Below are 21,928 nucleotides of genomic sequence, written 5' to 3'. Positions count from 1 at the left end.
TACCTTAGACCCGCCGCCGGAGCCCGGCTACTCGTCGCCCTCGACGCGCATCACGCTCGCCACGGCCCGCACGATGTCCAGCTCGCGCAGCTCCTCCATCGTCGCCGACAGGGCGGCGTCGGTGGCGCGGTGGGTGACGATGACGAGCTGGGCGTCGTCGCCGCGCCCCTCCTGGCGCACGGTCTGGATCGACACGTCGTGCTTGGCGAACAGGTCGGCCACCCGCGCCAGCACGCCCGGCTTGTCGGCCACGTCCAGCGCCACGTGGCAGCGCGTGACGGTCTCGCCCATCGGGTGGACGGCCAGGTCGGCGTAGGTGGACTCCTCGGGGCCCCGGGTGCCGGCCAGGCGGTTGCGGGCGACGGCCACCAGGTCGCCGAGCACGGCCGAGGCCGTGGGCGCGCCGCCGGCCCCCTTGCCGTAGAACATGAGCTGCCCGGCCGACTCGGCCTCCACGAAGACCGCGTTGTACGCCTCCCGCACCCCCGCCAGCGGATGCGTGCGCGGGATCATCGCCGGGTGCACCCGCACGCCGAACGAGCGGCCGTCGTCGGAGCGGGCGCAGATGGCCAGCAGCTTGATGACGTAGCCCATCGCCTTGGCCGAGGCCACGTCGGTGGCGGTGATGTCGGTGATGCCCTCGCGGTGCACCTCGGCGGCCGTCACCCGGCTGTGGAAGGCGAGCCCGGCCAGGATGGCGGCCTTGGCGGCGGCGTCGAAGCCCTCGACGTCGGCCGTCGGGTCGGCCTCGGCGTAGCCGAGGGTCTGGGCCTCCTCCAGGGCGTCGGTGAAGGACGCGCCGGTGGAGTCCATCTTGTCGAGGATGTAGTTGGTGGTGCCGTTGACGATGCCGAGCACCCGCTTGACGTGGTCGCCGGCCAGCGACTCGCGCAGGGGCCGCAGCAGCGGGATGGCGCCGGCCACGCTGGCCTCGAAGTAGAGGTCGCCGTTGCCGGCCCTGGCCGCCTCGTGCAGGGTGGCGCCGTCCTCGGCCAGCAGCGCCTTGTTGGCGGTGACCACGGACTTGCCGCGCGACAGCGCCGAGACGATGAGGGAGCGGGCGGGCTCGATGCCGCCGATGACCTCGATGACGAGGTCGATGTCGTCGCGGGCGACCAGCGCCTCGGCGTCGGTGGTGAGCAGCGCCGGGTCGATCTCGACGTCGCGCTTGCGGCCGAGGCGGCGCACGGCGACCCCGGCCAGCTCCAGCGGCGCCCCCACGCGGGCGGCCAGGTCGCCGGCCTGCTCGTGCAGGAGCCGGATGACCTGCGAGCCGACGACGCCGCAGCCCAGCAGAGCCACTTTCAGCGGTTTCACAGCTGTCCCCTCAACAGGTCGTCCTCGGTCTCGCCGCGGACGATGACCCGGGCCGTGCCGCCCGAGACGGCCACCACGGCGGGCTTGGGCAGGTAGTTGTAGTTGCTGGCCAGCGAGCGGCAGTAGGCGCCGGTGGAGGAGACGGCGACCAGGTCGCCCGGCGCCAGGTCGGCCGGGTAGTAGCAGTCGCGCACGACGATGTCGCCGCTCTCGCAGTGCTTGCCGACCAGGCGGCTGAGCATGGGCTCGGCCTCGCTCTCGCGGCTGGCGAGCACGGTGGTGTACTCGGCGCCGTACAGGGCGGTGCGGACGTTGTCGCTCATGCCGCCGTCCACGCTCACGTACGTGCGCAGGCCCTCGACGTCCTTGACGGTGCCGACCTCGTACAGGGTGATGCCGCCCTGGCCGATGATGGCCCGGCCCGGCTCGACGGTCAGGCGGGGCACGGGCAGGCCCGCGGCCGTGCAGACCTTGGTGACGATCTCGCGCAGGCCGTCGGCCAGTTCCTTGATGTCGGGCGCCTCGTCGCCCTCGACGTAGGCGATGCCGTAGCCGCCGCCGAGGTCGAGCTCGGGCAGGACCACGCCGTGCTCGTCCTTGATCTGCACGAGCAGCGAGGCCAGCCGCCGCGCGGCCACCTCGAACCCGGCGGTGTCGACGATCTGGGACCCGATGTGGGAGTGCAGGCCGACGAGTTCGAGCTGCGGGAGGGCGAGCACCCGGCGCACGGCCTCGGCCGCCGCGCCGTGACCCAGCGACAGGCCGAACTTCTGGTCGTCGTGCGCGGTGGCGATGAACTCGTGGGTGTGCGCCTCGACGCCGGTGGTCACCCGGATCATCACCTTGGGCCGCTTGCCCGCCTGCTCGGCAAGGTAGCCCAGCCGGGCGATCTCCTCGAAGGAGTCGATGACGATGTGCCCGACGCCGGCCTCCAGCGCCCTGGCCAGCTCGGCGGTGGACTTGTTGTTGCCGTGCACGGTGATCCGCTCGGGCGGGAAGCCGACGCTGAGCGCGACGGCCAGCTCGCCGCCGCTGGCCACGTCGAGGCCGAGGCCCTCGTCCTGGAGCCAGCGCACGACCTCCTTGCACAGGAACGCCTTGCCGGCGTAGTGCACCTCGGAGCCGGCGAAGGCGGCGGCGTAGTCGCGCATGCGCGAGCGCACGTCGTCCTCGTCGATGACGTAGAGCGGGGTGCCGAAGTCGCGGGCGAGGTCGCGGACGTCCACGCCGCCGACCGTGAGCGCGCCGCCGGCCCGGCTCGACGTTCGCGGCCAGATCGAAGGGTTGATCTGGTTGAGGTCGGCGGGCGCCTGCGGCGGGCGCTCCTGGGGCAGCATCTCGGCGTGCCGGTCCCCGGCGGGATGGGCGAATCGACTCACCCGATCGAGGCTATCGGAAGCGCCACTTCCTCATGACCCACTGACCACGTATCGAGACGGGATCAAGGCTCCCGAGGGATATTTTTACGATTTTTCACTGTTTAGCGGGATATTTTCCCACCGCTCACAACCGCTCCGGGCCCGCCAGCACCTCCCCCACCGCCGCCGCGAGCCGCACCCGCGCCGTGTGCACCGCCCGCGCCGGCTCGTCCCCCCGGGGCACGGCGGGCGCGTGCTCGTGCGCGTCGTGATAGGCCAGGGCGAGCCTCACCAGGTAAGCCTCCCACCCGGGCGCCCGGCCGGCCGCCCGCCCGGGCAGCTCGGCCAGCACCCGCAGCACCCTCCGGTCCCAGGGGCCGTCCAGGGCCGCCGCCTCGAACCCCTCCTCCGGCACGCCGAGCTGCCGCGCCCACCGGGCCACGGCCCGCGCGCGCACGTGCCCGTAGCGCACCACGAACCCCGGGTTGTCCCAGGTGCGGGGGAAGTCCGGCCAGCCGGGGACGGGGATCTCCGGCACCTCGAACGACTCCAGCAGCTCCCCCGGCACGCGCACCGCCACCTCCAGCAGGCCGGTCGCGCGCACCGCGACCCGCGTGACGCCCGGCACCTCCCGCACCCGCGCGGCCAGCGCCTCCGGCCGCAGCCGCCGCCTGAGCGCCGCCGCCGACACGAGCAGGGCCTCCCGCTCCCACGTCCCCTCCGGCGCGGGCGGCTCCCCCAGCACCCCGGCCAGCTCCCGCAGCGTCACGCCGCCGACCCTACGCGCTCCCGGCGGCCGCTCAGATGAGCGCGTGCGGCTCGGCGGAGCCGTACTCGACGAGCTGGGCGGCGCCCAGGAGCCAGCGGTCCTCGTCGCGGACCCGGACGTAGCCGAAGCGGTCGGCGGAGAACACCTTGATCCCGTCCGTGCGGCACTGCCGCATCATGACCTCGTCCCAGTCGTCGCTGAGGTCGGCGAAGCCGATCTCGCGCAGGGCGTTCCTGCGGCCCAGCAGCGTGGCGCCGGAGATCTCCGGCAGGTAGGCGTACTCGGCCCCGGGCTGCTTGAGCAGCGTGGCCTGGGGCTTGCGCAGGTGGACGTAGTAGGCGGCCTTGCCGACGATGTCGGCGGTGCAGAACAGGAACGCCCGCCGCAGGTCGGACAGGTAGTGGGGGCCGTAGACGTCGCGCGCGTCCATGACCGCGACCAGGTCGGCCTCGCACAGGTCGAGACCGGCGTTGAGCATCGCGCCCGCGGTCATCGAGGGCTGCGGGCGGCGGTGGATCACCTCCACGTCCGGCAGCACGTCGCGGGCGCGCAGCTCGGCCTCGGGCGGGCCGATGATGATCACCTGGGCCACGCCGCTCTGCCTGGCGACCTGGGCGAGCCCGTGCTCCGTCAGGGAGGGGTCGGTGATCGGCAGCAGCACGGAGGTCTCCAGCGTGGCGCGGGCGCTGGGCAGCCCGATCGTCTCCAACATCTCGTCCACGCGCTCGGTCATCGTCCCCATCTGGTACGCCCTGCGCAGCGCCACGTGCGCCCGCCGCGAGTCGGGCTCGGTGCCGATGGGCGTGCCGCAGGCGGCGATCTCGGCCAGCCGCCACTGGGGCGTGCCCGGCGGGCAGTCGGCGGCGGCCGGCCACCGGTAGGAGGTCAGCACGTCGGGGTAGGCCAGGTGGCCGGGCAGGAGCTGGTCGAGCGTGAGCACCCGGTCGATGCGGCCTCCGGCCAGCGGCAGCGGGTTGTGGACGCGCGGCTGGACGCCGAACTGCAGCCGCGGCCAGGGCACCGACAGGTCGTTGGTGAAGCGGTGGTCGAAGAGCTGGGCGGTGGCGGCGTAGGCGTTGACGTCGCCCTTGGTGTGCCAGAACACCGTGCGGATGCCGCGCTCGGCGCACCAGGCCAGCAGCGCCCTGATGCCCTCGCCCGGCTCGCCGGTGACCTCCTCGGCCCAGGGGCCCTGCGTGACCGACTCGACCACGAGCAGGTGGGGCACCTCCAGCGGCAGCACCCGGGCGAAGTCGCGGGGGGTGAAGCCGGTGGTCTGGCGCCACTCGTAGCGCAGCAGCGCCTCGGCGTGCGGGTCGGCGATCACCGCGGCGGTGAGGTGCGGGCGGGTGTTGGGCCCGGTCGGCACCCGGAAGGGCTTGAGCCTGAACGAGGTGCCTTCGAGGGTGCGCGTGGAGGTGGTGGCCTGGAAGGCGGCCCCCGGGCGCTCCTCCTTGGCCTTGACGGAGACGGCGATCGGCTTGCGCTTGGGCGCGACGGGCCGCTTGACCGGCTTGGCGGCGCCCCGCAGGCCCTTGGCCAGCCGGACCGGGTTGCTCTTGCCGGTCCTGATCGCGTCGCCGAGGCGGCTCCAGCGGGCGACCTTGATGGACGACAGCTTCCAGTTGGCCACCTCGGCCTGGAAACGCTGCTCGGCCAGCTCCTTGCGCAGCTTGTCGGCGGCGGCCCGCTCGGCCTCCAGCGCGGCCTCGGCCTCGCTCAGCCGCTCGGCCAGGCTCCTGGCCTCCTCGACGCTGCGCTCGGCCTCGGCCAGCTTCGCCTGCGCGGCGTCCAGCAGTCTGGCCAGCTCGGCCGCGCGCTCGGCCTGCGCCACGGCATCGCGCAGGGCTCGACGCGTGCTCTCAAGCTCCGTAGACAAATGGACCTCCGCTCCCTCAGCCCGGCAAAGGATACTCTTTTCCGGAAAGCGGCTCGAAGGGATGACATCCGGTGCAGTTCAACGTGCGGCCCTACGTCTGTGGCGCTCTCGGCCGGATCGACACCGCGATCCTGGGCAAGCTGACCGCGGCGGGCCCCCGGGTGCGCCCGGCCCTGCAGACGTCCGAGGCGGCGCTGTTCAGCTCCTCGCCGCTGCCGCCCTACCACCGCGAGGCCGAGTCCTACGCGTTCGCCTGGGGCGAGCGCCGCCCGCGGGCCGCCGACGACTGGATGGCGGTCGCCGAGACGTACGAGACGCCGGGCCTGATCGGCGACGGCGAGCGGGTGACGCTGCACACGGGCGCGCTCGGACTGGTGGACCTCTACTACGTGCGCCAGGGCGAGGCGGTCTACTTCTCCTCGCTGATCCAGCCGCTGCTGAGCCTGGTGCCGATCGCCATCGACTGGGCGGCCTGGGCCTCGATACTCCAGGTGACCTTCCCGCTGGGCGAGGCGACGCCGTACACCGAGGTCAAGCGGCTGCCGGGGTCGAGCGCGCTGGTGTGGCGGCACGGCCGGGCGGGCGTCGAGCGGCGGCTGCCGCGCTGGCTGCGCACCGAGCCGTACGAGGCGTGGGTCAGCCCCGCCGACATCGTCGAGCTGCTGCACCAGGTCTACGCCGAGTACGACGGCCGCAAGCTGCTCGTGCCGGTCAGCGGCGGCTACGACTCGCGCCTGCTGGCCGGCGTGGCCAAGGCGCGCGGCGCGGACGTCGAGTCCTGGACCACCAGCCCCGACGACGGCACCGACACCGACATCGCCTTCGCCAGGGCGATCACCAGGGAGCTGGGCATCCCGCACCGGGTGATCACCCAGGACGCCGCCGACTACCCGGCGGACGCCGCCGAGGTGGCCCGCAGGCTGGAGTACCTGACGCCGCACCACGCCTGGTACGCGCCCTTCGCCAGGGAGGTGCACGGCGCGGGCCGGATCCTGGTGGACGGCCTGGCCGGCGGGCCGCTGCTGAAGAACTTCATGGTCAGCGGGGCCGCGCTGGAGGCGCGGACGCAGGCCGAGCGGTCGGCGGCGGTGCTGGGGTCGTTGTCGCTGGGCGCGCCCTCGCGGCCGTTCCTGTCCGCGGCGGCGGCGGAGTGGATGGAGCAGACCGTGCGCGAGCAGTTCGCGGCGGCCACCTCCATGCTCCACGGCCACCGGGCCGAGCTGCCGCTGTCGGTGCTGCACACCAGGACGGTGCGGGGCATCGCGCGCTCGGCGGTCAACCTGGTGGGCCCGGAGGCGTCGTTCGCCGCGCCGTTCATCCATCCGGACTTCTTCGACGCGGCGCTGTCGGTCGGGGTGGCCCGCAAGGACAAGGGGCGCTTCTACCGCGAGGTGCTGCACGCGGCCAACCCGCGGGTGGCGGCGCTGCCCTCGACGAACGTCGTCAAGCAACCGCTCCAGCGGGTGCCGCTGCGGTCCACCGCGGCGCCTGCCCGAAATTATGCGCACAGCATGCTGGAGCGGGTGGTGAACCGGGTGCCGGGCCTGCTCTCGGAGGAGCTGCACGAGGTGGTGGCGGGTGGTCCGGACGCGCTGACCAGGTTCAACGGCTGGAACGACCGTTTCTGGGTGCGTGGATTGGTACTCTTCGGACTCTGGTTGGGCGACTTCGAGAACGACCTGAGCGACCTGGCCACACCCTTCTGATAAACCCTGGGTAACAGGGTGATTACATTCGGATCTCGCGGGTATTAAAGGCTGCACAGCAGAAGCGGGTTCCGGAAAGCCACCGGGCTGGTAGTGTTCGGCCCGTAAGCGCCGCAACAAACGGGCAGCGGATCACAAATCCGATCTCGTTCGAGGGCATGGAGTTCGCAGGGATGACGACTCCAGGCGGCGCGGTCACCAATCAAGAACGCCGGGGCAACCGGTGACTTCGTCCTGCCCACATCTCTTCCTGTGAGCGACATATGATCAACGCATCCCCAATGCCGGAGCCGATCTCCGAGGCGTTCGTCTCGGAGGATCCAGCCTGGTACAAGCGGGCGGTGTTCTACGAGGTTCTCGTCCGGGGGTTCAAGGACTCCAACGGCGACGGCACCGGCGACCTCCGCGGGCTCATCGAGAAGCTCGGCTATCTCGAATGGCTCGGCGTGGACTGCCTGTGGCTCCTGCCGTTGTACGAGTCGCCGCTGCGTGACGGCGGCTACGACATCTCCGACTACATGAAGATCCTCCCAGATTTCGGGGATCTCGGGGACTTCGTGCAGCTCATCGAGGCCGCCCACGAGCGCGGCCTGCGGATCATCACCGACCTGGTGATGAACCACACCAGCGACAAGCACCCGTGGTTCCAGGCCTCCCGGCACGACCCCGAGGGCCCCTACGGCGACTTCTACGTGTGGTCCGACGAGCCCACCGGCTACTCCGACGCGCCGATCATCTTCATCGGCGCCGAGGAGTCCAACTGGACCTACGACCCGGTGCGCAAGCAGTACTACTGGCACCGCTTCTTCCACCACCAGCCGGACCTCAACTACGACAACCCGGCGGTGCAGGAGGCCATGCTGGAGGTGCTGCGGTTCTGGCTGGACCTCGGCATCGACGGCTTCCGCCTGGACGCGGTCCCCTACCTGTTCGAGCGGGAGGGCACCGCCTGCGCCGGGCTGCCGGAGACCCACCAGTACCTCAAGCGCATCCGCGCCGAGGTCGACCGCCTCTATCCCGACCGGGTGCTGCTGGCCGAGGCCAACGGCTGGCCCGAGGACGTCGTGGAGTACTTCGGCGACCCCACCACCGGCGGCGACGAGTGCCACATGGCCTTCCACTTCCCGCTGATGCCGCGCATCTACATGGCGGTGAAGAAGGAGACCCGCGAGCCGATCTCCGAGATCATGTCGCGCACCCCCAAGCTGCCCGAGCACGCCCAGTGGGGCATCTTCCTGCGCAACCACGACGAGCTCACGCTTGAGACGGTGACCGAGGAAGAGCGCGACTACATGCACAAGGAGTACGCCAAGGACCCGCGCATGCGCGCCTACCTGGGCATCCGCCGCCGCCTGGCGCCGCTGCTGGACAACGACCGCGACCGCATCGAGCTGTTCACGGCCCTGCTGCTGTCGCTGCCGGGCTCGCCGGTCATCTACTACGGCGACGAGATCGGCATGGGCGACAACATCTGGCTGGAGGACCGCGACGCGGTGCGCACGCCGATGCAGTGGAGCCCCGACCGCAACGCCGGCTTCTCCACGGCCGACCCCGGCCGCCTCTACCTGCCCGCCGTCATGGACCCGATCTACGGCTACCAGGCGGTCAACGTGGAGGCCCAGCAGCGCCACGAGAGCTCCCTGCTGCACTTCACCCGCAAGATGCTGCAGATCCGCCGCAAGCACCCGGTGTTCGGCGTGGGCGCGTACACGGAGATGTGGTCGTCCAACCCGGCGGTGCTCACGTTCGTCCGCGAGGACGGCGACGACGTGATGTTGTGCGTCAACAACCTGTCGAAGTACCCGCAGCCGGTGGAGCTGGACCTGCGCAGGTTCGAGGGGATGACCCCGGTCGAGGCGCGCGGCGGGGTGCAGTTCCCGCCGGTCGGCGAGCTGCCCTACCTGCTGACGCTGCCCGGCCACGGCTTCTACTGGTTCTCGCTGAAGCGCGGCGCGGCCGCCCGCCGGGAGTCGGCCGAGGTCGTCAGCGAGAGGTGACCGGCACCTGGGCACGGGCCGCGCGGCGCGCAGGGATGAGCGCGACCGCGAGGGCCGTGCCCACGACGCCCGTCACGGCGACCGTCAGCGTCAGGGCCGTGGGGGCGCGGCCGATGCCCGCCCCCACCCCGCTGGTGTGGCCCTGGAGGTCGATGAGGCTGGTCACCACCGACATGCCCGCCGCCGCGCCCACGCCGACCCCGAGCACGACCAGCAGGCCCGTGCCGGTGACGAGCGTGGCCGTCACCTGGCGCGGCGTCAGCCCCATGGCCTTGAGCACGGCCAGGTCGAAGGCGTGGTCGCGCAGGCCCAGGGCGCTGGCGGTGAGCAGGTTGGCCAGGCCGAGCAGGGCCAGCACGGCGATCAGCGCCACGATGATCACCCGGATGATCGACAGCCGGTCGGCCGGGTTGACCGCGGCCTGCACGTCCAGGCTCTCGGCCGACTCGGCCAGCAGCCTGCCGCGCACCTCGCCGGTGTCCGCGCCCGGCTTGAGGGCCAGCGCGTAGAACTCCGGCGGCACCGAGTCCTTGGCCGCCAGGCTGTCCAGCCCGACCGACAGCACCTCGCCGTCCAGGTCGGGCTCGATGGTGCGGCCGACGACGCGCACGATCAGCGGCGTGCCGCCCACGGTGAGCCGCACCCGGTCGCCGATCCGCACGCCCAGCAGGTCGAGCAGGCCCTGACCGGCCACGGCCTCGCCGGGCCTGCCGTATGTGCGCCCCTCGACCACCGGGAACGGGTACGGCCGCGCCGAGGCGCCGATGGCCCGCACCCGCACCGAGCGGGCCTCGCCCGGCGCCAGGGCGTTGACCTCGGTGCCCGGGTAGACCGCGGCCACGTCGGGGTCGCGCTCGGCGATGCGCCGGGCCTCGGCGGGCTCCAGCTTGCCCGGGCGGACGTACAGGGAGGCGTGCTGGCCCACCTGCTCGGGGTGGTCGGCGAAGTCGTCCAGGGTGGCCCACACGCCCAGCCCGATGGTGATCATCATCATCGGCACGGCCAGCCCGAACGCGGTCAGGAACGCCGGCATCCGCCGGGTGAAGGCGTCGCGGGTGCCGAGCACCAGCGCGGGCGGCAGGCGTACCAGCAGGGCCAGCCGCGCCAGCCTGGACAGCCGCCCGCGCGGGGGCGCCGTGGGCGCGTCCGGGATGGGCGGCGTGCGGCCGCCGCGCCAGGCGGGCAGCCCCACGGCGGCGAGCACCACGAGCGCCGTGCCCCCGACGATGGCCAGCACCGGCCCGGGGGCGACGGACGTCCCACCCAGCATCAGGGCCATCACGCCCCAGCCGGCGACCGCGCCGGCCGCGACGCCGAGCAGGCCGAGCGCGCCGTGCTCGACCAGGAGCAGCAGCGCCACCTGGCCCCGGGTGAAGCCCAGGGACTTGAGCGTGGCCAGGTCGCGGAGCTGGGTGAGCACCCGGCCGCCGGCCGCGTTGGCCAGCGCGAGCGCGGCGGCCACCAGCCCGACCACGCCGAACAGCCCCAGCAGCGTGCCCAGCAGCCGGTTGTCCAGCTCCATCGCGGCCCTGACCTCGCGCCAGGTGTAGACCCGCTGGAGCTTGTCCTCCAGCATGACGACCACGCGCTGCGAGACGACCTGGGTGGCGTCGGGGTCGGCCAGGCGCAGCCCGGTCACCCACTCGCTGCGGCCCAGCATGGGCTCGATCCGGTCGAGCATGACGGGCAGCACGTAGGCCAGGCCGGGCGTCCACTGCGGGTAGAAGCCCTGCTCGGCGGTGTCGGCGATGCCGCGCACGTACAAGGTGTGCCGCCCGCCGCTCAGCGCGATGATCGTGAACGGCGCGCCGACCCGCAGCCGCAGCGTCCGGGCGAAGGAGCGCTCGACCACGACCCCGTCGGGCTGGGCCGGGTCCAGCCAGCGGCCCTCGGCCACGACCGGATGCGCCACCTTCGGCGGGGTGGCGGGCATGGCGCGCAGCGCCGCGGGCTCCTTCTTGCCGTCCTGCGCCACGGTGACGGGCACCGAGCGATAGGGGCCGGCGACCTGGGACACGCCGTCGATGCCGGACAGCGACACGTCGGGGCTGTCGTCGGTGTAGAGCCAGACGTGGGCGCCGTCGGTCTGGGCGGACAGGCTCCGCCAGGGGTTGGTGCCCTCCTCCAGGAGGGTGGCCGCGGTGATCAGCGCGGCCACGATCCCCGCCACGGCCAGCACGGTGAGCACCGCCTGGGCCTTCCTGGCCCGCAGGTCGGCCCTGATCCACCGGCTCCCGGCGCGCGTGGTGCTCATCTGAGGTCGATGACCTCTCCCGCGGTGCCGGTGCGGCGGCGGGCGATGCGGCCGTCGTCCACGATCTCGCCGTCGAACAGCGAGACCACCCGGTCGGCGAGGCTCGCCACGCGGGCGTCGTGCGTGACCATGACGATGGTCTGGCCCTCCTTGTGCACCTTGCCGAGCAGGCGCAACACGTCGCGGGTGTTGCGGCTGTCGAGGTTGCCGGTGGGCTCGTCGGCCAGCAGCAGGCTGGGCTGGTTGGCCAGCGCCCTGGCCAGGGCGACGCGCTGCTGCTCGCCGCCGGACAGCTGGGCGGGCGCGGCCTCGGCGCGGTCGGTGAGGTTGAGCGCGGCCAGCAGGCTCTCGCGCCGCTCGCGGGCGACCTTGGGCGAGGCCCCGGCCAGCAGCGCGGGCAGCTCGACGTTGTCGCCGACGGTCATGTTGGCGACCAGGTTGAAGAACTGGAAGACGAAGCCGATGCGCTTGCGCCGCAGCAGCGCCCAGGCGCTCTCGGAGAGCGTGTCCACGCGCTTGCCGTCGAGCCAGATCTCGCCGCTGGTGCGGGTGTCGAGCCCGCCGAGCATGTGGACGAGCGTGGACTTGCCGGACCCCGACGGGCCCATGACGGCCACGAACTCACCCGGCTCGACCTGCAGGTCCACGCCGCGCACGGCGGGTACGGGCACGGCTCCATCCTGGTAGATTTTGACCAGATTGACCGTTTTCACCACGGAGGTCATGCCAGATCCTCCTGGCAACGCTCCAGCCAGTCAAGATCCGCCTGGAGGTGGAGCATGGCCCCTTCGATGAGGAGGATGGCCACCCGGTCGGTCGGCGGAGTACGGGACAGCAGGTCGTTGAGGTCGCTCATGAGCCCCAGATAGTGACGGCGCTGCCGGCTGATCAGCGCCATGCGGTCGGCGATGCCGGTGAGCGGAGCCAGCACGAGCTTCATGAAGAACTCGTCGCGCACGCGGGGGCCCTCGGTGGGCTCGTCCACCCAGACGGTGAGCAGCTCGCGGCCCTTGGCGGTCAGGTAGTAGACCTTCTTGTTGGGCCGGTTGGACTGCTCGACGTCCACGGCCCGGACCAGACCGTCCTTCTCCAGCCTGCCCAGGGTGACGTATATCTGCCCGATGTTCGGGGAGGGGTAGGCGCTGCCGAAGGTCTGCTCCAGCGCCTGTTTCAGCTCGTAGCCGTGAGCCGGCTCCTTCGCCAGAAGCGCCAGCAGGTGAAGCCGCACGCCTCACCTCCCCGCCGTCGGCCGCACGCGCGTTACGAACGCGTTACGTAGCTATCCATTGACCTTCAGATTACAGGTGTGCATAACATGAATGCATCTACCTAACACGTATGTAACCCCGTTGAACACGGAGGAAACAAGTGCTGCGCCCGCTCCCGCTTCTGCTGGCCGCCCTCCTGGCGGTGGCCGGTTGCGGCGCGGCGGGCGACGAGGGCGGCGGCGAGACGGGGACGGGCGGAACAGGCCCGATCACCTTCGCCACCGGACGCGACACCACGGCGTACCTGCAACCCCTGCTGGACCGCTGGAACCAGGCCCACCCGGCCGAGAAGGTGACGCTGCTGGAGCTGCCCGAGGCCGCCGACGAGCAACGCGCTCAGATGGTGGCCAACCTCCAGGCCCAGAGCAACCGCTACGACGTGCTCGGGCTCGACGTGGTGTGGACGGCCGAGTTCGCGGAGAACGGCTGGATCATCCCCCTGGAGCGCGGGCTCTTCCCGCTCGACAGGTTCCTGCCGCCCGTCGTGGAGACGGCCGTCTACAAGAACAAGTTGTGGGCGGTCCCGTACACCAGCAACGCGGGGCTGCTCTACTACCGCGCCGACCTGGTCAAGAAGCCGCCCCGGACGTGGGCCGAGCTGCGCGACCAGGCACGAGAGATCACGAAAAAGCATGACATCGATGGCTACGCGGGCCAGTTCCTCGCCTACGAGGGGCTGACCGTCAACTTCTCCGAGGCCCTGCAGTCGGCCGGCGGGCAGATCCTCAACCGGGACGGGACGGAGGTCACCCTCGACCCGGCCAAGGCGGAGACCGCGCTCGGCTTCCTGCTCCAGGGCCTGCGGGAGGGCTGGATCCCCACGGAGTCCCTGAGCTACAAGGAGGAGGAGTCGCGCCTGGCCTTCCAGGAGGGCCGGCTGGCCTTCGCCCGCAACTGGCCGCACGCCTACGGCCCGGCCAGGGCCAAGCTGGGCGACAAGGTGGCGGTGACCAGGCTGCCGGGGCTGAACGGGCCCGGCTCCAGCACGCTCGGCGGGGCCAACCTCGCCGTCAGCGCCTTCTCCCGGCACCAGCAGACCGCCCAGGAGTTCATCCGGTACTTCACGAGCCTGGAGAACGAGCGCCGCGTCCTCACCGAGGGGTCCTTCCCGCCGGTGTGGACCGAGCTCTACGACGACCCCGACCTGATCGAGCGCTTCCCGTACCTGCCGGTGCTCAAGGAGAGCATCCTCGCCGCCAAGGCACGTCCGGTCAGCGCCAACTACAACCAGCTGAGCCTGGTGATCGCGAGCTCGGTCGCCAAGGCCCTCGGCACCCCCACCCCCGAGTCCGCGGCCGACGCCGCGGTCTCCATGAAGTCCGAACTCGACGAGATCATCAGAACCCAGTGAGGCAACCATGCGCACAGCCAGAGCAGCAGCCGTCCTGGCCGGGCTCGCGATAGCCGTAGCCGCCTGTGGCGGCAACGCGCCGACCACGACGGAGCCCTCCGCCTCGGGGTCCGCCCCGGCGAGCGCCGGCGGCGGCGCCAAGCCCCTTGAGGGCGTCAAGCTCGAAGTGGCCGCCAAGTGGACCGGCGCGGAGCAGAAGAACTTCGAGCAGGTGCTCAAGGCGTTCACCGACAAGACCGGCGCCCAGGTCACCTACGCCTCCACCGGCGAGGACACCGGCGCCTACCTCGGCCCGCGCATCCAGGGCAAGAACCCGCCGGACGTGGCCATCCTGCCGCAGCCGGGTCTGGTGCAGCAGTACGCCGAGCAGGACGCGCTCAAGCCGCTGAGCGACGACGTCATCAAGGAGATCGACGCCAACTACACGCCGTACTGGAAGGAGCTGGGCTCCGCCGACGGCAAGGTCTACGGCGTGCTCATCAAGGCGGCCCACAAGTCGCTGGTGTGGTACCGCTCGCAGGCATTCGAGGACGCCGGCGTGCAGCCCGCCACCACCTGGGACGAGCTGGTCAAGAACTCCCAGACGATCGCCGACTCCGGCACGGCCCCGTTCTCGCTCTGCGGCGCCTCCGGCTGGACCCTGACCGACCTGTTCGAGAACGTCTACCTGTCCACCGCGGGCCCGGAGAACTACGACAAACTCTCCAAGCACGAGATCCCGTGGACCGACCCGAGCGTGGCGACCGCGCTGGAGAAGATCGCGCAGATCGTCGGCAAGCAGGACTTCCTGGTCGACGGCACCTCCGGCACCATGCAGACCGACTTCCCCACCTGCGTGAGCAAGGTCTTCAGCAACAAGAAGGGGGCCATGGTCATCGAGGCGGACTTCGTGGCCGTCGAGGCGGTCAACTCCGGCGCCAAGGTCGGCGAGGACGCCAAGTACTTCCCCTTCCCCAAGGCCGGTGACACCGCTCCGGTCATCCTCGGCGGCGACGTCGCGGTGGCCATGAAGGACTCCCCCGGCGCCCAGGCGCTGCTGCAGTTCCTGGCCTCCAAGGAGGGTGGCGAGGTCTGGGCCAAGCTCCCCGGCTACCTGTCGCCCAACAAGAACGTCTCCCCCGACAACTACCCCGACGAGCTGACCCGCCAGCTCGGCCAGACGATCGTCTCGGCCGGTGAGTCCGTCCGCTACGACATGTCCGACCTGGCGCCGAGCGCCTTCGGCGGCACGGACGGCAAGGGCGAGTGGAAGGTCCTGCAGGACTTCGTGCGCAAGCCCACCGACATCAAGGGCGCCCAGCAGGCGCTCGAGGCCGAGGCCAAGAAGGCCTGGAAGTAAAGAGGTAAGGCCGTGACCGAACGGTTGGACGGCCCGAAGGTTCCGCCCGCGCAGGTCGCGGGCGGAGCCGCCATCGGACCGGCTGAAACCCCCCGCACGCGACGACGCCTCGGCCCCTCGCCGGCGGTCGCGATCGCCTTCCTCCTCCCGGCGGCGCTGCTGCTGGGGATCTGGGTGATCTACCCGATCGTCTACTCGATCATCCGTAGCCTGTTCGACGCGAACGGCAGCGGATTCGTCGGCCTGGGCAACTACGTCTCGATCTTCACCGATGCGAGCATGCTGACGACGATCCGCAACAACCTCATCTGGGTCGTCGTCGCTCCGATCGTCGTCACCACGCTGGGCCTGATCTTCGCGGTGCTGACCGAGCGCATCAAGTGGGCGACGGCGTTCAAGCTGATCGTGTTCATGCCGATGGCGGTCTCGCTGATGGCCGCCGGCGTGATCTTCCGCCTGGTGTACGAGCAGAGCCCCGACAAGGGCCTGGCCAACGCCGTGATCACCACGGTGCACGACACGTTCTCCTCCTCCCAGGGTTACCCGGGCGCCCGGCCGCGCGAGGGCGACCAGTCGCAGGTCGCCACGCAGAACGGCGCGGTCGTCACCAAGCAGCCCGTGCAGGTGGGCCAGCCGGTGCTGATCCCGATCGTCGGCGTCAAGCCCGCGGCCCTGCCGGCCGAGGCCACGACCGCCAAGGCGCCGGCCGCCGGCAACGACGTCTCCGGCGTCGTGTGGTTCGACTTCACGGCCGGTGGCGGCGGCACCAGCGGCCAGGTGGACGGCACCGAGAAGGGCCTGCCCGGCATGGCCGTCGAGGCCGTGCGCGGCAACGAGGTCGTCGGGACGGCCACGACCGCCGAGGACGGCTCGTTCCGCTTCGACGGCCTGCCCGCCGGCTCCTACACGGTGCGGCTGCCGCAGTCGAACTTCCAGGCCGCCTACAACGGCCTGAACTGGCTCGGGGAGACGCTGATCACCCCGGCCATCATCGGCGCCTTCGTGTGGGTGTGGGCCGGGTTCGCCATGGTCCTGATCGCCGCGGGCCTCGCGGCCATCCCGCGCGACGCGCTGGAGGCCGCCCGCATCGACGGCGCCACGGAGTGGCAGGTGTTCCGCAGGATCACCGTGCCGCTGCTGTCGCCGGTGCTGCTCGTCGTCTTCGTGACGATGATCATCAATACGCTGAAGGTGTTCGACCTGGTGTTCATCATCGCGCCGTCCTCGGTCCAGCCGCAGGCGAACGTGGTCGCGCTGGAGATGTGGCGCGTGTCGTTCGGCGGCGGCAACAACCAGGGGCTCGGCAGCGCGCTGGCCATCTTCCTGCTGATTCTGGTCCTTCCCTTCATGATCATGAACATTCGCCGGTTCAGGAGGGAGAACGCATGACGACCGCCACCGCGACCGCCCCGTCCGGACTGGAGGCCGGCGCGCCGCGCAGGGGCCTCGCGAGCAAGATCGTCGATCGCCTGGGCAGCGGGGCCGTCCAGGTCATCATGGTGATCCTGGGCCTGTTCTGGCTGGTGCCGACGCTGGGCCTGCTGGTGGTCTCGCTGCGGACCAACCAGGTCAACAGCGCCGAGGGCTGGTGGACGGTCTTCACCAAGCCCGCCGAGCTGACCATCACCAGCTACAAGAACCTGCTGAGCGGCGGCTTCTCGGCCTCCTTCTGGAACACCGTGCTCATCACGGTGCCGACCACGATCCTGGTGATCGGCATCGCCGCCATGGCGGCCTACGCCTTCGCCTGGATGGAGTTCCCCGGGCGGGACACGGCCTTCCTCGTCGTGGTCGGGCTGCTCATCGTGCCCATCCAGATCGCGCTGATCCCCATCGCCGTGCTCTACGGCAACGCCGGGATCTTCGGCTCGATCCCGGGCGTGGTGCTGTTCCACGTGGCGTTCGGCCTGCCGTTCGCGATCTTCCTGCTGCGCAACTTCTTCGTCGGCATCCCCTCCTCGCTGCTGGAGGCGGCGCGCATGGACGGCGCCCCGGAGTGGAAGATCTTCGCGTCCGTGGTGTTCCCGCTGGGCAAGCCCGCCATCGCCTCGCTGGGCATCTTCCAGTTCCTGTGGGTGTGGAACGACATGCTCATCGCGCTGGTCTTCGCCAACACCGACAACCAGCCGATGACCAAGTACCTGCAGTCGCAGATGCGGCAGTTCGGTTCGAACATGGACATTCTCTCGTCCGGTGCGTTCCTGTCGCTGATCATCCCGCTGATCCTGTTCTTCGCGTTCCAGCGGTACTTCGTCCAGGGCATGATGTCCGGCTCCGTCAAGTGACCACCGAGCGGGCGCCCGCCACGGGGGCGGGCACCCGCTCGTGATCATCTTGGTACGGTGGCGATGGGCGTTCCGGCCGCGAGCCGCACCAGACCTGGATAAGCTCAACGGCCATGGCCGGTCGTCCACTACACGAAGTCGTCGAAGCCGGATGGGCTGCTGCGCTCGAGCCCGTCGCCGAGCAGATCACCCTGATGGGCGAGTTCCTGCGCAAGGAGATCGCCGAAGGCAGGCAATACCTCCCCGCCGGGCCCAACGTGCTGCGCGCGTTCAACCAGCCCTTCGACGCCGTCAAGGTGCTCATCGTCGGCCAGGACCCGTACCCGACGCCCGGCCACCCGGTCGGGCTGTCGTTCTCGGTGGCCCCCGACGTGCGGCCACTGCCGGGCAGCCTGGTCAACATCTACAAGGAGATGGAGACCGACCTCGGCCTGCCGCGGCCGTCCAACGGCGATCTCACCCCCTGGGCCGAGCAGGGCGTGCTGCTGCTCAACAGGGTCCTCACGGTCATGCCGGGCAAGCCCGCCTCGCACCGCGGCAAGGGCTGGGAGCAGGTCACCGAGCAGGCCATCCGCGCCCTGGTGGCCCGCGACAAGCCGCTGGTCGCCATCCTGTGGGGCCGCGACGCCCGCAACCTGGCCCCGATGCTCGGCGACGTGCCGCGCATCGAGTCCGCCCACCCCTCCCCGCTGTCGGCACGCAGCGGCTTCTTCGGCTCCCGGCCCTTCAGCCGCGCGAACGAGCTGCTGGTCAGGCAAGGCGCGACCCCTGTGGAGTGGAAGCTGCCCTAGAGTCGTCGCCATGACTGATGAAGAACCGAAGTACCTCCGCCTGACGGTCGAGCTGACCGTGGAGGTGCTCGACATGAACGCCCTTCAGGCCGCGGCGCTGGCCGAGATCCGCCACCCGGACGCCGACCTCACCGACGAGGAGCGCACCGAGCAGGCCGAGCTGGTCAACGCCGACGACACCGGTGCCTCGGCGCTGCAGTGGCTGATCGAGCCCGACCACGTGCTGGCGCTGGTCGACCACATCACCGAGATCGAGCCGCGCGAGGCCGTGCTCGGCGTGGAGCCGTCGGAGGGGCCCAGCGAGGAGGAGGACGAAGAGCACGACCACGACCACGTGTGAGCGTGGATGTGAGCGTGACCGCGCTCCGCGGAGGATGAGCGGCGGCCACGACGTTCGGCGACGTCGTGGCTTTTCGCGTGGTCCGCGGCTTTTGCCGGCCTGACTAGGATCGGGACCGTTGCCGGGATCCGCTCACCACGGGATCCGCTCACGAGTCGCAGGGGGCACACCATGATCGTCGCATTCTCCATCACCCCGCTGGGCGTCGGCGAGGGCGTCGCCGAACCCGTGGCCCGCGCCGTCAAGGTGGTCCGCGACAGCGGGCTGCCCAACCGCACGGACGCCATGTTCACCACCGTCGAGGGCGAGTGGGACGAGGTCATGGACGTGATCAAGCGGGCCGTGGACGCGGTGGCCGAGGTCGCACCCCGGGTGAGCCTGGTACTCAAGGCCGACCTGCGTGACGGGGTGACGAACGGAATGACCACCAAGATCGAGTCCCTGGAACGCCACCTGTCCTGACCCCTCCGAACGGGGTCACGGGTACGGGCCACCGAGCGCGACCACCTGAGGGCGGCCACTCAAGGAGCCACCACCGGAGACCGCCACTGGGACGCCGCCACTGGGGGCAGTTCCCAGAGGGAGCCGCCCAAGGGGGAGCCATCCGGGGGGGCAGTCATCGGAGGCGGCCGGCGCGGTGGCGGCGCACCGCGTCCCGGTTGGCGCAGCGCTGGGAGCAGTAGCGCTGCCGGCCGGTGCGGGAGGTGTCGGCGAAGATCGTGGCGCACTCGGTGACGGCGCACCGCCGCAGCCGGTGCATCCCCCGGCCCACCAGGTGCAGCGCTGTACCCACGGAGACCAGCGCGAACAGCACCGCACCGAGCGGCTGCCCGTCGTCACGGTAGTGCAGATGCCAGCCGCCGGCGTGGTCGGTCATCCGCGGGTAGGCGGCCGACTCCGCCAGCATGCGGTTGACCAGCTCGGCGCGCTCGTGCTCGTCCGGGGCGTCCACCACCTTCTCCCATTCGTCCAGCAGGGTCATGACCCGGTCCAGGTCCTGCGGCGTGACCGGGCGTTCCAGGACGAGACCGGCGGCGCGGCAGCGGTCCGTCAGCTCACCGGGGGTGGCCGGGCGGTGGTTGGCCAGATCGGCGGCCAGCTTGACGGCATCCTCGCCGTAAGGGTTGAGGTGCATAAGACCATTACAGCATCCTGATCCGCATGACACCTCACCCTGGAGCAGAACAGAGCCCCAGAGCAGAACAGGACCCTGGTGCGCGGCAGAGTCCTGGAACGCAGCAGGAGCCCCGGACGCAGCGGGAGCCCACGGCGCAGCAGGAGCCTCGGGCGCAGCGGGCTCCCAGCACTCAGCAGGAGGCCGAAGCGCGGCAGGAGCCCCGGGCGCAGCGGGAGACCCAAGTGCAGTGGGAGGTCCGGGTGCGGCGGGCGACGTCGGATGACATCGCGGAACTCGTCCGGTTGCGCGCGTTGTTGTTCGAGGATCTCGGCGGCGACTTCTTCAACCCCTCCTCCGCGAACGGGACCTGGCGGGACGCCCTCGCCACCGTTCTGGCCGGGAAACTGGCGGCGGAGGACACCCGGATCCTCGTGGTGGACGGCGACTCCGGCCTCGCCGCCTGTGGCATCGGCACCATCGAGCAGTGGTTCCCCGGCCCGCATTCGCACAACGGGCGGATCGGGCACGTGATCGGCATGGTCACCGACCCGGCGTACCGGCGGCGCGGCCACAGCCGGGCCATCATGTGCAGCCTGCTCGACTGGTTCAGGGAGCACGACGCCGCCCGCGTGGACCTGCACGCCTCCCGCGAGGGCGAGCCGCTCTACCGGGAGCTCGGCTTCTTCGACCATCCCGACCCGGCGCTGTGCTGGCGCCCGTGACGGGCACCGAACACGCCAGCGACCACCCAGCAGACTCAGGACCGTACCCAGGGCCGGGATCGGGCCCAAGGCCGGGGGCGGAACCCGGACCGGGGGCGGGGGCGGGGGCGGGTGGTCGCCCTCTGCGGTATCGGTGGGTTGTGCTCGGTGCTGCTACCTTCACCCAGGCCGCCGCCGGCTTCTTCGTGCAGGGCATCGGGGCGATGGGCGTTCAGCTGCGGCAGGAGCTGGGTGTGAGCGCCGCACAGCTCGGTCTCCTGCTCTCGGCCGCCCAGCTCGTCCCGCTGGTCGGGTTGCTGGTGGCCGGGGAGTTGCTGGATCGTTACGACGAGCGCTGGGTGGTCGGGGCGGGGGCCCTGGTGGTGGCCGCGAGCCTGGGCGTGGGCAGCCAGGCTCCCGGTTACCCGGCCCTGCTGCTGGTCCTGCTGGTCGTCGGGGCGGGCTACAGCACCATCCAGCCCGGGGGCAGCAAGTCGGTGGCGTCCTGGTTCGGGGCGTCCCAGCGGGGCCTGGCGATGGGCGTCCGCCAGGCCGGGCTTCCGCTGGGCGGCGTGCTGGCCGCCGCCGCGCTTCCCGCACTCGCCGAGGTCGCCGGCTGGCGGGCGACGCTGGCGGCAGGAGCGCTCGTCGCGTTCCTGGGTGCTGTCGCCTTCATGTCCTTCTGCCGCCGCCCGCCGCTCCCGCCACCTGGCGCTTCCGGAAGCCGGCCCACCGCCCGTACCCCGCACGGGAACCAGCCCACCGCCCGTGCCCCGCACGGGAACCAGCCCGCCGCCCGCCGCCTCCACGGCCGCGCGGAGGTGGTGCGGGGTCGGTGGGGGCTGCTTCGTGAGCCGGTCATGGTGAAGATCCTGGTGTCCGGCATGGTGCTGGTCTCGGTGCACAGCGGTATCGGGGTCCTGACCGTGCTCCACCTGCACGGGGCGGCGTCCGTGGGGGCGGGGGCGGCCGCCCTCGTCTTCATGGCCGTCCAGGGCGCGGGTGCCGCCGGGCGGGTCTGCCTGGCCGCCTGGAGCGACCGCAGCCGGTTCGGGCGCTACGCCTGCGTCCTGGCCTGCCTGGCCGCCGTGACCGCCGGGGCCGTGGCGTTGATGACCCCGGCCGGGCGCTCGCCGGTGGTGGCCTGCCTGTTGTTCCTCTGGCTCGGGTTCTTCGGGATCGGCTGGTACGGCCCGTGGGTGGCGTACCTGGCCGAGTCGGCGCCCCCGGGCAGGACGGGGTTCGCCCTCGGCTCGGCCATGGCCGTCAACCAGGTCGCCATCGTGCTGGCCCCGCCCGCCCTCGGCCTGGTCACGGATCTGACCGGCGGTTTCGCCACGGCCTGGGGCCTGCTCGGACTGATGGCCGCCACGGCGCTGGTGCTCACCGCTCGCCGGCCCGCTCGCCCTCCATTTCGCGATATGTCTTGACCACTTCTCCGACGCGACATATCGTG

The 21,928-nt window shown here is 71.3% G+C and carries 19 protein-coding genes; 11 read left to right on the top strand and 8 right to left on the bottom strand.

Going from position 1 to position 21,928, the window contains the following annotated elements:
• Window positions 1–27 precede the first annotated feature (27 nt).
• The 4 genes from AB0H75_RS04050 to AB0H75_RS04035 all read right to left on the bottom strand — a co-directional run bounded on the left by AB0H75_RS04050 (window position 28) and on the right by AB0H75_RS04035 (window position 5,323).
• On the bottom strand, window positions 28–1,317 hold the full coding sequence (locus tag AB0H75_RS04050) for a homoserine dehydrogenase (protein WP_367789932.1): 1,290 nt from the start codon (window positions 1,315–1,317) through the stop codon (window positions 28–30).
• Window positions 1,314–2,696 carry a diaminopimelate decarboxylase gene (gene lysA, locus AB0H75_RS04045; protein ID WP_367789929.1) on the bottom strand — a complete coding sequence of 461 codons (1,383 nt, stop codon included), beginning with the start codon at window positions 2,694–2,696 and terminating at the stop codon, window positions 1,314–1,316. The genes AB0H75_RS04050 and lysA overlap by 4 nt, the downstream gene beginning before the upstream one ends.
• Before the next feature lie 124 nt (window positions 2,697–2,820).
• On the bottom strand, window positions 2,821–3,444 hold the full coding sequence (locus AB0H75_RS04040) for an anticodon-binding protein (RefSeq protein ID WP_367789926.1): 624 nt from the start codon (window positions 3,442–3,444) through the stop codon (window positions 2,821–2,823).
• Between the two features lie 31 nt (window positions 3,445–3,475).
• Window positions 3,476–5,323, bottom strand: coding sequence for a hypothetical protein (locus AB0H75_RS04035; RefSeq protein ID WP_367789924.1), 1,848 nt, complete (start codon window positions 5,321–5,323; stop codon window positions 3,476–3,478).
• Window positions 5,324–5,394: 71 nt separating this feature from the next.
• Here AB0H75_RS04035 and AB0H75_RS04030 point away from each other — a divergent pair, with 71 nt between their 5' ends.
• Together AB0H75_RS04030 and treS are read left to right on the top strand one after the other, a co-directional pair.
• Window positions 5,395–7,029 carry an asparagine synthetase B family protein gene (locus AB0H75_RS04030; protein WP_367789921.1) on the top strand — a complete coding sequence of 545 codons (1,635 nt, stop codon included), beginning with the start codon at window positions 5,395–5,397 and terminating at the stop codon, window positions 7,027–7,029.
• Window positions 7,030–7,310: 281 nt separating this feature from the next.
• Window positions 7,311–9,026, top strand: a complete 1,716-nt coding sequence (gene treS, locus AB0H75_RS04025; protein ID WP_367789917.1) for a maltose alpha-D-glucosyltransferase — start codon at window positions 7,311–7,313, stop codon at window positions 9,024–9,026.
• Here the strand turns inward: treS and AB0H75_RS04020 are convergent.
• Genes AB0H75_RS04020 through AB0H75_RS04010 form a run of 3 tightly spaced genes read right to left on the bottom strand, consistent with a single transcriptional unit; the run spans window position 9,013 to window position 12,508 of the window.
• Window positions 9,013–11,280 (bottom strand): FtsX-like permease family protein, encoded by a 2,268-nt coding sequence (locus AB0H75_RS04020; RefSeq protein ID WP_367789914.1) that lies wholly within the window; start codon window positions 11,278–11,280, stop codon window positions 9,013–9,015. The genes treS and AB0H75_RS04020 overlap by 14 nt on opposite strands.
• Window positions 11,277–12,005 carry an ABC transporter ATP-binding protein gene (locus tag AB0H75_RS04015; protein ID WP_367789911.1) on the bottom strand — a complete coding sequence of 243 codons (729 nt, stop codon included), beginning with the start codon at window positions 12,003–12,005 and terminating at the stop codon, window positions 11,277–11,279. The genes AB0H75_RS04020 and AB0H75_RS04015 overlap by 4 nt, the downstream gene beginning before the upstream one ends.
• Complete coding sequence (locus tag AB0H75_RS04010; protein ID WP_367789908.1) at window positions 12,002–12,508, bottom strand: PadR family transcriptional regulator; 507 nt, start codon at window positions 12,506–12,508, stop codon at window positions 12,002–12,004. The genes AB0H75_RS04015 and AB0H75_RS04010 overlap by 4 nt, the downstream gene beginning before the upstream one ends.
• 140 nt (window positions 12,509–12,648) lie before the next feature.
• On the opposite strand from AB0H75_RS04010, the gene AB0H75_RS04005 reads away from it, so the two are divergent.
• From AB0H75_RS04005 to AB0H75_RS03975, 7 genes are all read left to right on the top strand, one after another.
• On the top strand, window positions 12,649–13,899 hold the full coding sequence (locus AB0H75_RS04005) for an ABC transporter substrate-binding protein (protein WP_367789905.1): 1,251 nt from the start codon (window positions 12,649–12,651) through the stop codon (window positions 13,897–13,899).
• 7 nt (window positions 13,900–13,906) lie between these two features.
• Window positions 13,907–15,238 (top strand): ABC transporter substrate-binding protein, encoded by a 1,332-nt coding sequence (locus tag AB0H75_RS04000; protein WP_367789901.1) that lies wholly within the window; start codon window positions 13,907–13,909, stop codon window positions 15,236–15,238.
• A 12-nt stretch (window positions 15,239–15,250) separates the two neighbouring features.
• Window positions 15,251–16,627 (top strand): ABC transporter permease subunit, encoded by a 1,377-nt coding sequence (locus tag AB0H75_RS03995; protein WP_367789898.1) that lies wholly within the window; start codon window positions 15,251–15,253, stop codon window positions 16,625–16,627.
• Window positions 16,624–17,523: a carbohydrate ABC transporter permease gene (locus tag AB0H75_RS03990; RefSeq protein WP_367789895.1), complete on the top strand. Its 900-nt coding sequence runs from the start codon at window positions 16,624–16,626 to the stop codon at window positions 17,521–17,523. Before AB0H75_RS03995 ends, AB0H75_RS03990 begins: the two co-directional genes overlap by 4 nt.
• A 113-nt stretch (window positions 17,524–17,636) precedes the next feature.
• Window positions 17,637–18,314 carry a uracil-DNA glycosylase gene (locus tag AB0H75_RS03985; protein WP_367789892.1) on the top strand — a complete coding sequence of 226 codons (678 nt, stop codon included), beginning with the start codon at window positions 17,637–17,639 and terminating at the stop codon, window positions 18,312–18,314.
• A gap of 10 nt (window positions 18,315–18,324) precedes the next feature.
• Entirely contained in the window at window positions 18,325–18,654 is a 330-nt protein-coding gene (locus tag AB0H75_RS03980; protein WP_367789889.1) for a hypothetical protein, read from the top strand.
• A gap of 171 nt (window positions 18,655–18,825) precedes the next feature.
• Window positions 18,826–19,116, top strand: coding sequence for an MTH1187 family thiamine-binding protein (locus tag AB0H75_RS03975; protein ID WP_367789886.1), 291 nt, complete (start codon window positions 18,826–18,828; stop codon window positions 19,114–19,116).
• Between the two features lie 154 nt (window positions 19,117–19,270).
• Here the strand turns inward: AB0H75_RS03975 and AB0H75_RS03970 are convergent, their stop codons facing one another.
• On the bottom strand, window positions 19,271–19,789 hold the full coding sequence (locus AB0H75_RS03970) for a CGNR zinc finger domain-containing protein (protein WP_367789883.1): 519 nt from the start codon (window positions 19,787–19,789) through the stop codon (window positions 19,271–19,273).
• A gap of 224 nt (window positions 19,790–20,013) precedes the next feature.
• Between AB0H75_RS03970 and AB0H75_RS03965 the strand changes: the two genes are divergently transcribed.
• Complete coding sequence (locus AB0H75_RS03965) at window positions 20,014–20,493, top strand: GNAT family N-acetyltransferase (protein ID WP_367789880.1); 480 nt, start codon at window positions 20,014–20,016, stop codon at window positions 20,491–20,493.
• Window positions 20,494–20,633: 140 nt separating this feature from the next.
• A complete protein-coding gene (locus AB0H75_RS03960) occupies window positions 20,634–21,902 on the top strand; it encodes an MFS transporter (protein WP_367789877.1) in 1,269 nt (422 codons plus the stop codon).
• Window positions 21,903–21,928: the final 26 nt, after the last annotated feature.

The sequence above is a fragment of the Nonomuraea sp. NPDC050783 genome (assembly GCF_040802095.1).
Classification (GTDB): Bacteria; Actinomycetota; Actinomycetes; order Streptosporangiales; family Streptosporangiaceae; genus Nonomuraea.
The sequence above is the reverse complement of the archived record's forward strand: the minus strand, read 5'-3'. Positions and strand labels throughout refer to the sequence as shown.